General features: G+C 70.8%; 1 protein-coding gene. It reads left to right on the top strand.

Annotated elements, in window-relative coordinates; all coding sequences use genetic code 11:
• The first annotated feature begins 6 nt into the window (after positions 1 to 6).
• On the top strand, positions 7 to 16,806 hold the full coding sequence (locus OG405_RS19240) for a type I polyketide synthase (RefSeq protein WP_327147861.1): 16,800 nt from the start codon (positions 7 to 9) through the stop codon (positions 16,804 to 16,806).
• Positions 16,807 to 16,816: the final 10 nt, after the last annotated feature.

Below are 16,816 nucleotides of genomic sequence, written 5' to 3'. Positions count from 1 at the left end.
TGACACGTGGACACCGATAACAGCGCTTCGTCCGACCGCACACTGGAGTACCTCAAGAAGGTCACGGTCGAATTGCTCACCACCCGGGACGATCTGACTCGGCTGCGGGACAAACTCGACGAACCGATCGCGATCGTCGGAATGGCGTGCCGCTACCCGGGTGGCGTGGAGTCGCCCGACCAGTTGTGGGACCTTGTCCGCTCCGGGGGCGAGACAGTCACCGAGTTCCCCCGTGACCGCGGCTGGGATACGGATGAGCTCTACGATCCCGATCCGGACCGGTTCGGTAAGACCTACACCCGCTCCGGCAGCTTCCTGCGCGGCGTCGCCGATTTCGATGCCGGCTTCTTCGAGATCGGTCCGCGCGAGGCGGCCGCGATGGATCCACAGCAGCGGTTGCTACTCGAAGCGACATGGGAGGCGTTGGAGGACGCCGGGATCGACCCGGTGTCCCTGCGTGGCTCCGACACGGGTGTCTACACCGGTGTCATGTATCAGGACTATGACCACACCGCGCGGGCCGCCGGTCCGGCCGCCGAAGGCTACGGCGGTGTAGGCACTTCCGGCAGTGTGGTATCCGGGCGGGTCGCCTACACCCTCGGTCTCGAAGGACCGGCCATCACGGTGGATACCGCGTGTTCGTCCTCCCTGGTGGCGATCCACCTGGCGTGCCAGGCACTGCGCCGTGGTGAGACATCGATGGTGCTGGCCGGCGGCGTGACGGTCATGTCCACACCCCAGTTGTTCATCGAGTTCGCCCGGCAGCGGGGACTGGCGCCGGACGGCCGATGCAAGGCGTTCTCGGCGGCCGCGGACGGGGCCGGTTGGTCCGAGGGGATCGGGCTGCTGGTGTTGGAGCGGTTGTCGGATGCCCGGCGGCTGGGGCACAACGTACTGGCGGTGGTCCGCGGTTCGGCGGTGAACCAGGATGGCGCGTCGAACGGGTTGACCGCGCCCAACGGGCCTTCTCAGGAGCGGGTGATCGCCGCGGCGCTGGCGGCGGCCGGACTGCGACCGGCTGATGTGGACGCGGTGGAAGCGCACGGGACCGGTACGGCGCTGGGCGATCCGATCGAGGCGCAGGCACTCATCGCGGCCTACGGAAAGGACCGCCCGGAGCCCCTGCGGATCGGGGCGCTGAAGTCGAATATCGGGCACAGTCAGGCGGCCGCCGGGGTGGGCGGGGTGATCAAGATGGTGCAGGCATTGCGGCACGAGGAACTGCCCGCGACGCTGCACGTCGACGAATTGTCGCCCCACGTGGACTGGTCGGCGGGCACGGTGAGGGTGCTGACACAGGCGGAGCAGTGGCCGGCCGGTGCACGGGTGCGACGCGCGGGGGTGTCCTCGTTCGGGATCAGCGGCACCAACGCGCATGTGATCGTGGAGGAAGCACCTGCTGCCGCTGAACCGGCCGTGGACGAGACCGGAGGGACCGGCGATTCGCCGGGCGCCGTGTCCGTCGAGGTGACCCCACTGGTGTTGTCGGCCAAATCCGATCCTGCCCTGCGAGCTCAGGCCGAGCGGCTGCGGCACTGGTTGTCCGGCCATCCGGACGCCGACATCTGGAGTGCGGCGTCGGCTCTGCTGGAACATCGGGCCCGGTTCGCGCGGCGGGCCACCGTGGTGGGCCGGGGCCGGGCCGAATTGCTGGCGGGGCTGGCGGATCTGGCGTCGGGTTCGATGTCGCCGGCAGTGGCGACCGGCTCGGCGGGTTCCGGCGATACGGCATTCCTGTTCACCGGTCAAGGTGCGCAGCGGGTGGGGATGGGGGCCGGTCTCTACGCGGCGTTCCCGGTTTTCGCACAGGCACTGGACGAAGTGTGCGGCCGATTCGATGCGCTGCTGGGCGGTTCGCTGCGGGACGTGATGTTCACCGACCCGCAAGGTGTGCTGGAGCGGACCGAGTGGGCGCAACCGGCCTTGTTCGCGTTCGAGACGGCCTTGTTCCGCCTGGTCGAGTCGTTCGGTCTGGCACCGGACATGGTGGCGGGGCATTCCATCGGGGAACTGGTCGCGGCGTATGTGGCGGGTGTCTGGTCGCTGGCGGACGCCTGTTCGCTGGTGGCGGCCCGGGGCCGGTTGATGGGGGCGCTGCCCGCGGGCGGGGCGATGCTGGCCGCCGCAATCACCGAGGATCGTGGGCTCGAGATCGTGGCGGCTGTCGGGGATCGGCTGGCGCTGGCCGCTGTCAACGGTCCCGCCTCGGTGGTGCTTTCCGGTGACGCCGACGCCGTCGAAGAAGTGGAGGGCCTGCTTTCCGGTGAAGGTGTGCGGACCTCGCGGCTGCGCGTCAGTCATGCGTTCCATTCGGCTCGGATGGATCCGATGCTGGCCGAGTTCCGCGCTGTCGCCGAGCGGTTGACCTATCGGCAGCCGACGCTGGCCCTGGTGTCGAATGTGTCCGCCGGTGTCGCCGCGGCGGCGTTGACCGATCCAGGCTACTGGGTCGACCAGGTCCGCGGCTGCGTCCGGTTCGCACCCGGAGTGGACGCGCTGGTGGCTGCCGGGGTGCGACGGTTCGTCGAGCTGGGCCCGGACGCGGTGCTCTCGGCGATGTCGCGCGAATGCCTGGCCGGGCATCCGGGAGTGGATGCCGAGTCGTTGGTGGTGGCCGCGTCCCGGCGGTCGGCCGATGAGGTGAGCCAGTTCGTCGCCATGCTGGCCCGGGCCGGCGCCGCCGGCCTGGAGGTGGACTGGCGTCCCTTGTTCGCCGGTCGGAAGATCAGCCGGGTAGCGCTGCCCACCTATGCGTTCCAGCGGCAGCGGTACTGGCTGGAGCCGCTGAGCCGGGGGGCGGTGCCGGGAACTTCCGATCACCCGATCCTGACCGGTGTGGTTCCGCTGGCGGGCAAGGACGAATGGCTGTTCACCGGCCGGATCGCCGCGGCTGATCAGCCGTGGCTGGCCGATCACAGCGTATTCGGTTCGGTCGTGGTGCCGGGGACCGCGTTCGTGGAGCTGGTGCTCACCGCGGGAGCGCGGCTGGACGCAGGCTCCGTCGAGGAGCTGCTGCTGGAGAGTCCGTTGGTGCTGACCGGCGATGCCCCGATGGACATCCAGGTGAGTGTGGAACCCGCCGACGAAGCGGGCCGGCGCCGGTTCGCTGTTCACTCCCGAGTGGCCGGCGATGGTGATGTCACCGGTGGGGTGTGGAGCACGCACGCCAGTGGGGTGCTCGTCCCCGTTCCCGAGGCCGTCCCGGCTTGGGTCGCCGCCGAGACTTCGGGAGACTGGCCGCCGGCCGGGGCGGAACCCGTCGCCTATGAGGCGCTCTACGACCAGCTCGCCGATCTGGGGTTCGGCTACGGCCCGGCGTTCCAGGGATTACGGGCAGTCTGGCGGGATGCCGGGGATCTGCTCGCCGAAGTGGCGCTGACCGACGACGCCGGTACGGCGGCTTCGTACGCCGTCCATCCGGCGTTGTTCGATGCCGCGTTCCATCCGGCCATCGCCGAACTCGCGCGGGAGCTGCCGGCGGGCCGGCTACCACTGCCGTTCTCGTTCGGTGGAGTCCGGTTGTATCGCACCGGGGTGGCGGCGGTCCGGGTACGCGTCATGCTGACCGGATCCGACCGGATCCGGCTCGTCGCGGTCGACGACGCCGGTGCTCCGGTGCTCAGTCTCGACTCGCTGGCTTCCCGACCCGTGGACGCCGAAGCGTTGCGCGGCGCGGCCGGAGAGCGGCCGTCGCTGGCGGAGATCGAATGGGTGCCGGTGTCGGCCGGGTCCGGCGATCCGACGGTGTCGGTGGCGGTGCTGGGACCCGGTGCGGTCGCCGGGGCCGGCAGCCGGTTCGCCGATCTGGCCGAGCTGCTGGCCGCGGAGACGATCCCCGAGGTCGTCGTATGGGCCCCGGTCGGCGACGATTCCGGTGCCGGCGATGCCGTCGTTCGCGCGCACACCGGGGTCACCGCGACGCTGGAGTTGTTGCGCCGGTGGCAGACCGATCACCGGTTGTCAGCTGCTCGGCTGGTCGTGCTGACCCGAGGCGCCGCCGCGGTATCCGGCGAGTCGCCGGATCCGGCCGGAGCGGCTGTCGCCGGTTTGCTGCGCAGCGCGCAGTTCGAATCCCCGGGCCGGTTCGTACTGCTCGACGTGGCGCCGGGCGCGGACCTGGCTGGGGAAACGGTCGCCGCCGCGGCGGATTCGGAAGAATCGGAGCTGGCGATCCGCGACGGTGTGCGGTATGTGCCCAGGCTGCGACGTCGGTCCGGCCGGGCCGGATCCGCGGCACCGGACTTCGGCACGGGCTCGGTCTTGATCACCGGCGGCACCGGTGGCCTCGGTGCCGAGGTGGCCAGGCATATCGTGGCGACGCACGGAGTGCGGCGCCTGGTCCTGGTATCGCGCCGTGGCGACCGCGCCCCCGGGGCGCCCGAGCTGGTCGGTGAGCTGGCCGCGGCCGGTGCGCAGGTGCGGGTGGCCGCCTGCGATGTCGGCGATCGCACCGCCCTGGCCGCGCTGCTGGCGGATCTCACCGGTGAATTCACCCCGAGCGCGGTGATCCATTCGGCCGGCGTTCTCGACGACGGCACCGTCGAAACCCTGACCGCCGAACAGCTGGATCGGGTACTCGCGGCGAAAGCGGATGCCGCATGGAATCTGCACGACGCCACCCGTGACCGGGAGCTGGCCGCCTTCGTGTTGTTCTCCTCGCTCGCCGGTGTCGCGGGATCACCGGGGCAGGGCAACTACGCCGCGGCGAACGCCTTCCTGGACGCGCTGGCAGCCCGGCGGCACGCTGCGGGCCTGCCCGCGGTGTCGATCGCGTGGGGTTCCTGGAACCAGGGCATCGGAATGACCAATGCGCTGGACGACACCGCGATGTCCCGGATGGCGCGGATGGGGGTACGGCCGCTCGCCACCGCCGACGGTCTGGCCCTGTTCGATCGGGCGACCGCTGCGGCCGCGCCGACGGTCGTCGCCACCGATTTCGACACCGAAGCACTTGCGGCGCGGGCACGTGAGGGCTCGCTCCCCCGGGTGCTGCACGCGATGGTGACCGTGCCGGTGCGACGGGCGGCCGATACCACCGGCTCACTGGCGCGCCGGCTGGCGGCCGCCGCGCCGGCCGAGCACGAGGCCATTGTTCTCGCGGTGGTGTGTGCGGAGGCGGCCGGCGTGCTCGGGCACATCTCCGCCGACGCGATCGATCCCACCGCGCCGTTCAGTGAACTGGGTTTCGATTCGCTGGCCGGCGTCGAGTTCCGCAACCGGCTGGGCAAGGCGACCGGCGTGCAACTGCCGTCGACGCTGGTGTTCGACCATCCCACCGCCACAGCGGTGGCCGCATTCGTGCTGTCCCGGGCCGGCGAGCTCGAATCCGCCGGCGCGCGACCGGCCGACCGGGTGGTCCGCCGGGTCCGGACCGATGAACCGATCGCGATCGTCGGCATGGGCTGCCGCTATCCGGGGGGTGTCGAATCGCCCGCCCAGCTGTGGAATCTGGTGACCGCCGGAACAGACGCGATCACCGACTTCCCCACAGACCGGGGCTGGGACCTGGACCGGTTGTTCCATCCGGACCCCGACAACCCGGGGACCTCCTACCTGCGCTACGGCGGGTTCCTCACCGATGCGGGCCATTTCGATGCCGGATTCTTCGGTATCGGCCCCCGGGAGGCGGCGGCGATGGATCCGCAGCAGCGGTTGTTGCTGGAGGCGTCGTGGGAGGCGCTCGAGCACGCGGGAATCGACCCGGCATCGTTGCGGGGCAGCGATATGGGTGTTTTCACGGGCGTCTCGTACCTGGACTACGAGGAGATCGCCAAAGCCTCGGGTGCCGGTGTCGAGGGGTACATCGGCACCGGTTCGGCGAGCAGTGTCGCCTCCGGGCGGGTGGCGTACACCTTGGGCCTGGAGGGGCCGGCGATCACCGTGGACACCGCGTGTTCGTCCTCGCTGGTGGCCATTCATCTGGCCGCTCAGGCGTTGCGTCAGGGCGAATGCTCGATGGCGCTGGCCAGCGGTGCCGCGGTGATGTCGACACCGTTCCTGTTCACCGAGTTCTCGCGCCAGCGGGGTCTGGCGCCGGATGGCCGGTGTAAGGCGTTCTCGGCGGCCGCGGATGGGGTGGGTTGGTCCGAGGGTGTGGGCGTGCTGGTGTTGGAGCGGTTGTCGGATGCGCGGCGGCTGGGGCACGAGGTGCTGGCGGTGGTGCGGGGTTCGGCGGTGAATCAGGATGGTGCGTCGAATGGTTTGACGGCGCCGAACGGTCCGTCGCAGGAGCGGGTGATCGCGGCGGCGTTGGCGGCGGCGGGTTTGTCGGCGGCGGATGTGGATGCGGTGGAGGCGCACGGTACGGGTACGCCGTTGGGTGATCCGATCGAGGCGCAGGCGTTGATCGCGGCGTATGGGCAGGATCGGGCCGAGCCCCTGTGGATCGGGTCGTTGAAATCGAATATCGGGCACAGTCAAGCGGCCGCCGGGGTGGCCGGGGTGATCAAGGTGGTGCAGGCGCTACGCCACGCGGTGCTGCCGAGGACGCTGCACGCGGACGCGCCGTCGCCGCATGTGGATTGGTCGGCCGGTGCGGTGCGGTTGCTCACCGAGGATCGGTCGTGGCCGGGTTCGGCGGGCCGGGTGCGCCGGGCCGGGGTCTCCTCGTTCGGGATCAGCGGTACCAACGCACACGTCATCATCGAGGAAGCACCGGCCGGACCGGTGGGCTCGGCGGTGCCCGTAGCCGACGGCCGCGGTCCGGCGGCGAAAGCGGTGCCGCTGCTGCTTTCGGCCAAATCGGCGCCGGGGCTGCGCGCCCAGGCGGCGCGGTTGCACGACTGGCTGCTCGCGCACCCGGACGCGGAACTACCGGATATCGCGTACTCGCTGCTGACAACTCGCTCTCGGCTGAATCGGCGCGGGGTGGTGGTCGCCGGGGACCGGGAGTCGGCATTGGCGCGGCTGGCGGACATGGCCACCGGTTCGACCGGCGTGGGCGTCGTCGACGGCGCACCCGTCGACGGCAGGATCGCGTTCCTGTTCACCGGGCAGGGCGCCCAGCGAGCCGGTATGGGTGCCGGGTTGTATGCGGCCTTCCCGGTCTTCGCGGCTGCTTTCGACGAGATCTGCGCCGAGTTCGATCAACTGCTCGGACCAGGGCCGGACGGTGCCGGCCTGAAGGGCATCGTCTTCGGTTCGGCCGAGCCGGAATCGATCCATCGGACCGAGTACACCCAGCCGGCGTTGTTCGCCTACGAGGTGGCGCTGTTCCGGCTGGTCGAGTCGTTCGGCATCGGTCCGGATGTACTGATCGGACATTCGATCGGCGAATTGGTCGCCGCGTATGTGGCCGGGATGTGGTCGACCGCGGACGCGTGTGCGCTGGTGGCGGCGCGCGGCCGGCTGATGGGTGCGTTGCCGCCGGGCGGCGCGATGCTGGCGGCGGCGATCTCGCCGCCGCGCGCGGACGAGATCATCGCCCCCTTCGGCGAGCAGCTGTCGGTCGCCGCCGTCAACAGCCCGTCGGCGGTCGTGTTCTCCGGTACCGAGGAAGCTGTCGACCGGCTGGCGGCGCTGCTGTCCGCCGAGGGGGAGCGGGTATCCCGGCTGCGGGTGAGCCACGCCTTCCACTCCGGATTGATGGAGCCGATGCTCCCCGAGTTCGAGAGTGTGGCGGCCGGGGTGAACTACCGCCGTCCACTGCTTCCGGTGGTGTCCACCGTGTTCGGGGTCGTCGGCGGTGAAGCATTCGCCGATCCGATGTACTGGGTGGGTCATGTCCGGGATACCGTGCGGTTCGCTCTCGGCGTCGACCATCTGGTGGACAGCGGGGTGACGCGGTTCCTGGAAATCGGCCCGGATGCCGTACTCAGTGCGATGACCGGGCAGTGCCTCCCCGCGGACCTGGAATCCAAGGCCCTGGTGGCGGCCGCCGGCCGGCGCGGCGCCGAGGAGGTGACGCAATTCCTGGCGTTCCTCGGCCGAGCGCACAGCGCGGGTATCGAGGTCGATTGGGCGCCGCTGTTCGCAAGCCACTTACCGGCGCGGGTCGAACTGCCGACCTACGCCTTTCAGCGGCAGCGTTATTGGCTGCACGCCGACCGCCCCGCCGCTACGGGCGGATTCGGCCATCCGATCCTGACCGAGGCCGTACCGGTGGCCGGTAGGGACGAGTGGCTGTTCACCGGAAAGTTGTCCGATCCGGGTCAACCCTGGGTCGCCGAGCACTTGGTGTTCGGTACGCCGGTGGTGCCGGCGACCACCTATCTGGAATTGGCATCTGCGGTCGGGGCGCGGCTCGGTGCCGAGGTGATCGAGGAACTGCTGCTCGACATTCCACTGGTGCTCACCGAGAACCCGGTCGACATCCAGGTCACGGTAGGGGAGGCCGGGCCGGACGGCCGCCGCAGCTTCACCGTCTACTCCCGGTCGGAGCGGACCGAGGACGCCGAGGCCTGGGTCGCGCATGCCGGTGGGGTATTGGCCGGAGCCGACCCCATACCCGACGCCGGCACCGGATGGGACGAGGTGTGGCCGCCGGAGCACGCCGAACAACTCGATGTGGCGGACCTGTATCACCGGATCTCCGGCCTGGGTATGGAATACGGACCGGTATTCCGCGGGGTACGCGCGGCCTGGCGGCGTGGGCGGGAGATGTTCGCCGAGATCTCGCTCGACGACGCGGTGGTCCCGCAGCCGGGCGGCTTCGGTATCCACCCGGCGTTGTTCGACGCCTGCCTGCACCCGGCGCTCGACTTCGTCATGGACGACGTACCTGCGGACCGGGTTCCGCTGCCGGTGCGCTGTGCGGGTGTGCGGTTGGCCCGGACCGGTTCCGGGCCGCTGCGGCTGCGGATCGACTGGCACGGTGGCTACGGGATCCGGATGGAGGCGGTCGGCGAAGCCGGCGAGCCGGTGCTGAGCGTCGACTCGGTCGTGGTTCATCCGGTCGAGCGGCGCACGGTGGAGCGGGTCCGCTCGGCGGGCGCGTTGCCGCTGTACGGCTTGGACTGGTTGCCGGTCCCGGGTGCTACCGAGGTGCCCGAGGTGTCGGTGGCGGTGCTCGGCGGGGCCGATATCGCCGGGGCCGAGCACCGATTCACCGATATCGGTGCGGCCGCCGAGGCGGCGCGGGGGCCGGCGGCACCCGATGCGGTCGTGTGGTTCGCCGAGACGGTGCCCCATGCCCTCGAGACGGTGTCCGATGCCGCCGAGACGGTGTCCGATGCCGCCGAGACGGTGCCCGATGCCGCCGAGGCAGTGGCCGGTGCCGGCGAGGCAGTGGTCGGTGCCGCCGAGACGGTGCCCGGAACGGCCCGGCGCGGCGTTAGGGAGACGCTCGCCCTGGTGCGAGCCTGGCTGGCGGATACCGCACCGGCGCGGACCCGGCTGGTGGTGGTGACGCACCGGGCGATGGGGCCGGCCGGGGAATCGCCCGACCCGGCGGCGGCGGCGATCGCCGGACTGGTACGCAGTGCGCAGGCCGAACACCCGGGCCGGATCGTCCTGCTCGACCGGGACGGCGAGCTCGACCGGCGGATCGTCGCGGCGGCTCTCGCCGCGAACGAGCCGCTGCTGGCGATACGCGACGGTGCTCTCTCGATGCCGCGTGTGACTCGCCGTCCCGCCGCGATGGACTCCGCGCCGATGTCTTTCGGCACGGGCACGGTGCTGGTCACCGGCGGTACCACCGGTCTGGGCGCACTGGTGGCGCGGCATCTGGTCGCGGCGCACGGCGTGCGCCGGCTGCTGCTGGTTTCCCGCCGGGGCCGCGCCGCCGAAGGGGTACCGGAGCTGGTCGCCGAGGTGTCCGCGTTGGGGGCCGAGGTGGAGGTGGCCGCCTGTGACGTAGCGGATCGAGATGCCCTGGGGCAGTTGCTGGCCCAGCTGCCGCCCGAGTTCCCGTTGTCGGGAATCGTGCACGCGGCCGGGGTGGTGGACGACGCCACCGTCGAGAGCCTGACCGACGACCGGATCGATCGAGTGTTCCGGCCCAAGGTCGACGGGCTGTGGTCGCTGCACGATGCGGCCGGCTCTGCCGGAGTATCGGCGTTCGTCGTCTTCTCGTCCATGGCCGGGGTGGCGGGCGCGCCGGGCCAGGGTAACTACGCGGCGGCGAACGCCTTCGCGGATGCGATGGTGGCGCTGCGTACCGAGGCCGGGCTACCGGCTGTATCGATCGCCTGGGGCCCGTGGAACGCGGACACCGGAATGACCGGCGAACTCGGTGCGCCCGGCTTGGCGCGACTGCGCCGGATGGGTTTACGGCCGCTGGAGAACACGGCCGGACTGCTGTTGTTCGACGCCGCTGTCGCGGGGCCGGACGCCCTGGCGGTGGCCGCCGATTTCGACATCGCCGGATTGACCGAGCTCGCCCGGGCGGGCTCGCTGCCGAATGTACTGAGCACGCTGGTGGCCGCGCCCGGGACCCTTGCGAACGCGGCGCCGCTCGGGCGCCTGGCCGCCGTCGCGGCCGCCGAACGGGACGAGGTCGCGCTGTCGGTGGTGCGTGAGAACGCGGCCGCGGCGCTGGGGCACGGCTCGGTCGAGGCGATCGAGCCGGATATGCCGTTCACCGACCTGGGTTTCGACTCCCTGGCCGGGGTCGAATTCCGCAATCGGCTCGCCAAGGCCACCGGACTGCCGCTGCCCGCCACGCTGGTCTTCGACCATCCGACCGCGCGGGCGGTGGCAGTGTTGCTGGTATCGCTGATCGATGACGCGCCCACGGCGCGGAAGCCGGCGCCCAAGACATTGCGCCACAGCCGCACCGACGAGCCCATCGCCATTGTCGGAATCGGCTGCCGTTATCCCGGCGGCGTTTCCTCCGCAGCGCAGCTGTGGGACCTGGTGGCCGCCGGCGCCGATGTGATCACCGGTTTCCCCACCGACCGGGGCTGGGATCTGGAACGGCTGTACAACCCGGACCCGGATGTCCCCGGCACCACCTACGTGCGTGAGGGTGGTTTCCTCGCCGACCCCGGTGGTTTCGACCCCGGCTTCTTCGGAATCAGCCCGCGCGAGGCGACGGCGATGGATCCGCAGCAGCGGCTGATGCTCGAAGCCGCCTGGGAGTCGCTGGAAGACGCGGGTATCGATCCGGTGTCGCTGCGCGGCAGTGATACCGGTGTATACGTCGGCGCCACTCCTTCCGGCTACGGCGAGCGGGTCGTGGGGGAGAACGAAGGGTTCCGGATGACCGGGAACTCCGAGAGCGTGATCTCTGGTCGCGTCGCCTATGTTCTCGGGTTGCAGGGGCCGGCGATGACCGTGGACACCGCCTGCTCGTCGTCGCTGGTCGCATTGCACCTGGCGTGCCAGGCGCTGCGCAACGGTGAGACGTCGCTGGTGTTGTCGGCCGGAGTCAGCATCTCCGGCAGCCCCGAGTTCTTCGTGGACTTCGCCCGCCAGCGGGGTCTGGCGCCGGATGGCCGGTGTAAAGCGTTCTCGGCGGCCGCGGATGGGGTGGGTTGGTCCGAGGGTGTGGGCGTGCTGGTGTTGGAGCGGTTGTCGGATGCGCGGCGGCTGGGGCACGACGTGCTGGCGGTGGTGCGTGGCAGCGCCGTCAACCAGGACGGCGCGAGCAACGGTTTGACGGCGCCGAACGGGCCGTCGCAGGAGCGGGTGATCGCGGCGGCGTTGGCGGCGGCGGGTTTGTCGGCGGCGGATGTGGATGCGGTGGAGGCGCACGGTACGGGTACGCCGTTGGGTGATCCGATCGAGGCGCAGGCACTGATCGCGGCGTATGGGCAGGATCGGGCCGAACCGCTGTGGATCGGGTCGTTGAAATCGAATATCGGGCACTCGGTGGCGGCATCCGGCGTGGCCGGCGTGATCAAGATGGTGCAGGCGTTTCGCCACGGCATGCTGCCGAAAACTCTGCACGCGGACGAGCTTTCACCGCAGGTGGATTGGTCGGCCGGATCGGTGCGGGTGCTGACCGAGTCCGAGCCGTGGCCCGCCGAGGCCGGGCGCAAGCGCCGGGCCGGCGTTTCGTCGTTCGGTATCAGCGGCACCAACGCGCACGTGGTGCTCGAGGAAGCTCCCGCCGAGGCGCGGCCGGCACCCGGGCGGACCGAGCCGGACGAGACGAACGCGGCAGTGCGGGTGGCGGCGGTACCGCTGCTGGTATCGGCGAAATCCGAGGCGGGTCTGCGCGCGCAGGCCGATCGATTGCGGCAGTGGCTGGCCGAAGCCCCGGAGGCCGGTGATCTGTGGCGGGTGGCCTCCTCGCTGGTCGACAGCCGGGCGCAGCTGGACTGGCGCGGCGCGGTGATCGGGCACGACCGCGACGAGATGCGCAACGGCCTGGCGGAGCTGGCTGCGGGCGGGGCGGCCGGGCGGGTGGCGGCCGGGAAGGCGCGCACGGGTCGCATCGCGTTCCTCTTCACCGGCCAGGGCGCCCAGCGGGCCGGAATGGGGGCGGGGCTGTATCGCGACTTCCCGGTTTTCGCCGCCGCATTGGACGAGGTCTGTGACCGGTTCGATCCGCTGCTCGGGCGGTCGCTGCGGGAGCTGATGTTCGACGCGGACCGGGCGGATCTGCTCGGCCGCACCGAGTTCACCCAACCCGCGTTGTTCGCCTTCGAGGTCGCGATGTTCCGGCTGGTGGAGTCGTTCGGGATCGTTCCCGATGTGCTGGCCGGGCATTCCATCGGCGAGCTCGCGGCCGCGCATGTGGCCGAGGTGTGGTCGCTGGCGGACGCCTGCGCACTGGTGGCCGCACGAGGCCGGTTGATGGGCGCGCTACCGGAGGGCGGGGCGATGCTCGCGGCGGCGACCACCGAGGAGCAAGCCGAGCGGTTGCTGGACGGCTACCGGGACGACCTGTCGATCGCCGCGGTGAACGGCCCGCTCTCGGTGGTGTTCTCCGGAACCGCCGACGCGGTCGACGCGGTAGCGAAGCTGTTGACCGACGCCGGGATCAGAACCTCGCGGCTGCGGGTGAGTCACGCGTTCCACTCGGGGCTGATGAACCCGATGCTGGCGGAATTCCGCGCCGTCGCCGAATCTCTGGCATATCGCGCGCCCTCGATCCCGATCGTCTCGACCCTCTCGGGAACTGTCGCCGGCAGCGAGGTCACCGACCCGGAGTACTGGGTGGACCAGGTGCGCGGATGTGTCCGCTTCGCCGCCGGTGTGGACGCGCTGGCCGCTTCCGGGGTCCGGCGTTTCGTGGAACTCGGACCGGACGCGGTGCTCACCGCGATGACCCGCGAATGCTTGGCCGGCGCCGATACCGAAGCCGAGTCGCTGGTGGCGGCGACCTCCCGGCGCACGGCCGACGAGGGCACGCAGTTCGTGACATTCCTGGCGCAGGCGCGGGTATCGGGCCTGTCGGTGGTGCTGGATCCGCTGTTCGCGGGCCGGGACACCCGTCGAATCGCGCTGCCGACCTACGCCTTCCAGAATCAGCGGTATTGGCTGGAGCCGGGACCGCAGGTCTCCCGGCCGGTATCGGGTCATCTGCTCACCGAGGTCGTGCCGGTGGTCGGACGAGACGAATGGCTGTTCACCGGTCGCTTCTCCACCCGCACCCATCCGTGGCTGGCGGACCACGTGGTATTCGGGTCGGCCCTGATCCCGGGCACCGGTTTCGTGGAGATGGCGCTGCACGCCGGGAGCCATCTGGGCATGGACACGATTCAGGAACTGGTGCTCGAGTCACCGATGCTGTTCGACGACGACACCCCGCTCGACGCGCAGGTCGTCGTCGAGGCGGCCGACACCACCGGCTGTCGGCGGTTCGTGATCCATTCCTGTCCCGTCGGGGCCGAGTTCCCCGACGAGGCCGACTGGCTCACCCATGCGATCGGCACGCTGGCCCCCGCCGACTCGGTTCCGGATGACGCGCAGTGGGACGGACAGGTTCCGGCGGGCGGGTTGCGGTCGCTGGACCCCGGGCAGTTGTACGAACAGCTGGCATCGATCGGCTTCGGTTACGGGCCGGCCTTCCGAGGCGTGCGCGCGGCGTGGAGTGCCGACGACGTGATGTATGCCGAGGTGGCGCTCCCCGACAGCGCCGCGGCTCGGGAGTACCGGATTCATCCGGCGCTGCTGGACGCGAGTATCCACCCGTCGCTGGACCGGCTCGACGATCCGGGCCGGGTTCCGCTGCCCTTCTCCTACACCGGGATCCGGCTGTACCGGGCGGGTGCGGATGTCGTGCGCGTCCGGATCAGCGTCACCGACCAGACCAATACCGCCCGGCTCGACCTCACTGACACCGACGGCGAACCCGTCCTGACCATCGCCGCCGCGCTGGCCCGCCCGGTCGATATCGAGATGCTGAACCGTTCCCGAGCCACCTCGAGTCCGCTCTACACCCGCAGCTGGAAGACGGTGCCGCTCCCGGCTGCCGGGCCGGGGACCGCGGTGGCGGTGCTCGGCTCGGCGCCGGTGCCCGGATCGGTGAGTACCCACCGGGACCTCACCGCGCTGGCCACCGTCCCTGAGGTACCCGGATTGGTGGTCTGGGATTCGGGAGAGGAAGCCGTCGCCGGTGACCAGGCCCATGCCGCACGGCTCCGAGTCAGCGCCACCCTGACGCTGGTACGCGACTGGCTGGCCGACGAACGCACCGAGCGCGCGACCCTGGTGGTCGTCACCCGTTGCGCCGCCGGTCTGTCCGGCGAGTCCGGTGACCCGGCGGGTGCGGCGGTCGCCGGCCTGATCGACTCCGCGCAGGCGGAATACCCGGGCCGGATCGTCCAGCTCGACCTCGACGAGCGGACCGCGCCGAGCGCGGACCTGATCCGCGCGGTCGCCGGGGTCGGTGAGCCCCGGGTCGCCGTACGCGATTCCGCGGCGCTGGTGCCCCGGATGGTCAAGGCGGTGGCAGACACCGAACCGGTCTCGTTCGGCACCGGGACGGTACTGATCACCGGTGGCACCGGTGGCTTGGGCGCGTTGCTGGCCCGGCACCTGGTGGCCGGGCACGGGGTGCGGCGGCTGCTGCTGGTGTCCCGGCGCGGTCCGGCCGCCGACGGTGCGGACGAATTGGCCGCCGAACTCACCGAGGCCGGTGCCCAGGTGCGGGTCGTCGCGTGCGATGCGGCCGATCGCGCGGCATTGGGAGACCTGCTGCGCACGGTGCCGGCCGAGTATCCACTGACCGCGGTGGTGCACACCGCGGGCGTCATCGACGACGGCACCATCGAGACCTTGACCGCCGATCAGGTACATCGGGTCATGCGGCCCAAAACCGATGCCGCGGTGAACCTGCACGAACTCACCCGGGATGCGGATCTGTCGGCCTTCGTCCTGTTCTCCTCGGCCGCACCCTTGCTCGGCGGCCAGGGCCAGGGCAACTACGCGGCGGCGAATGCCTTCCTCGACGCGCTGGCCCATCAGCGTCGCGAATCCGGCCTGCCCGCGCATTCGCTGGCCTGGGGACTGTGGACCGTCGGCATGGGCAGCGCGCTCGGCGGCGAAGGCGCCGAGCAGATCGTTCGCCAGATCCGCACCCGGCTCGGCTTGGTGCCGATCACCGCCGAACCGGGTATGGAGCTGTTCGACAAGGCACTCGGCACCGGCCATGCCCTGGTGCTGACCGCACTGCTGGACATGTCCGCGCTCAGCGAGCTCGCGGGCACCGGCGCATTGCCCGGCCTGTTCCGCGATATCGTTCGCGCTCCGGTGGCGGCGCTGTCGGCCGAGGACACGGGATCGCTGGCCCGGCGGCTGGCCGCCGTTGCCGAGTCCGAACGTTACGACCTGGTGCTGCACGAGGTCCGGGCGCTGGCGGCCACCGTGCTGGGGCACGCCTCGGCCGAGGCGGTGGATCCGGACGCGTTGTTCACCGAACTCGGGTTCGACTCACTGGGCGGTGTGGAATTCCGCAACAGGCTCGCCACGATCACCGGACTGACTCTGGCATCCACGCTGGTGTTCGAGTATCCGTCCCCGGCCGCTGTGGCCGAGACGCTGACCGAGCAGATCGGTGGCCTCGTCGGTGTCGAGGGCGGGGCGGCGCCGGCGGGCCCGAGCGCGCCCGGGATTCTCACCGGGTTGGTCACCGAGGCGCTCCGGCGTGGTGATGCGAAGGTCGCCCTGCCGGTCCTGATGCAGACCGGCCGGCTGATCGTCGACCTGGACGAGTCGGCCGATCGGCTGGTCGCGCCGAAACCGATGTTGCTGGCGCGCGGCGGGGCCGGGCTGAAGTTGATCTGTGTCCCGTCGTTCGTGGTCGGCAACGGTCCGCACCAGTTCGGTCGGTTGGCCCGGGAGCTCGGTGCCGAGTTCGGGATGACCGCGCTCTGGCTGCCCGGTACGCGACCGGGCGAGTCGTTGCCGCCGCACTGGGATGCCCTGCTGGACTGTCTCGCAGACACCACCCTCGACACGGTCGGAGCGGATCCGTTCGTGCTGGTCGGCTACTCGATCGGTGGCGCGATCGCGCACGGGCTCGCCGGCCGGCTCGCCGAACGCGGACGGGCGCCGAGGGGCGTCGCCATGATCGACACCTATTCGCCGGACAGCGAAGAGGACAACCTCGAGGTGTTCGGCAGCGCACTCGAAGTGGCCTTCGGCCACGAACTGGTGACGGTCGACGATCGTGGTCTGGTGGTGATGGCGCACTACGGCCAGGTCTACGGCGGCCGCGCGCCGGAGCCGATTTCCGAACCCACGCTGCTGCTGCGGGCCACCACCCCGATGCCGGGACTGTCGGATATGGCGGTACCGGTGCCGGATTGGCAGCACGCCGGTCCGACGGTGCGGATCCCCGCCGACCACCTGTCCGTGCTCGACGGGGCCGCGGCCGAGGTGGCGACACATATCCGGGAGTGGATCAGCGCTGTGACCGGCGTCGATCCGCATGGGCCGGCGGTGGATCCGGGTCGCGATGTCGATTCGAGATGAACGGCGCGGC

Source organism: Nocardia sp. NBC_01329, assembly GCF_035956715.1.
Lineage (GTDB): Bacteria > Actinomycetota > Actinomycetes > Mycobacteriales > Mycobacteriaceae > Nocardia.
This window is presented reverse-complemented; position numbering and strand designations above follow the sequence as displayed.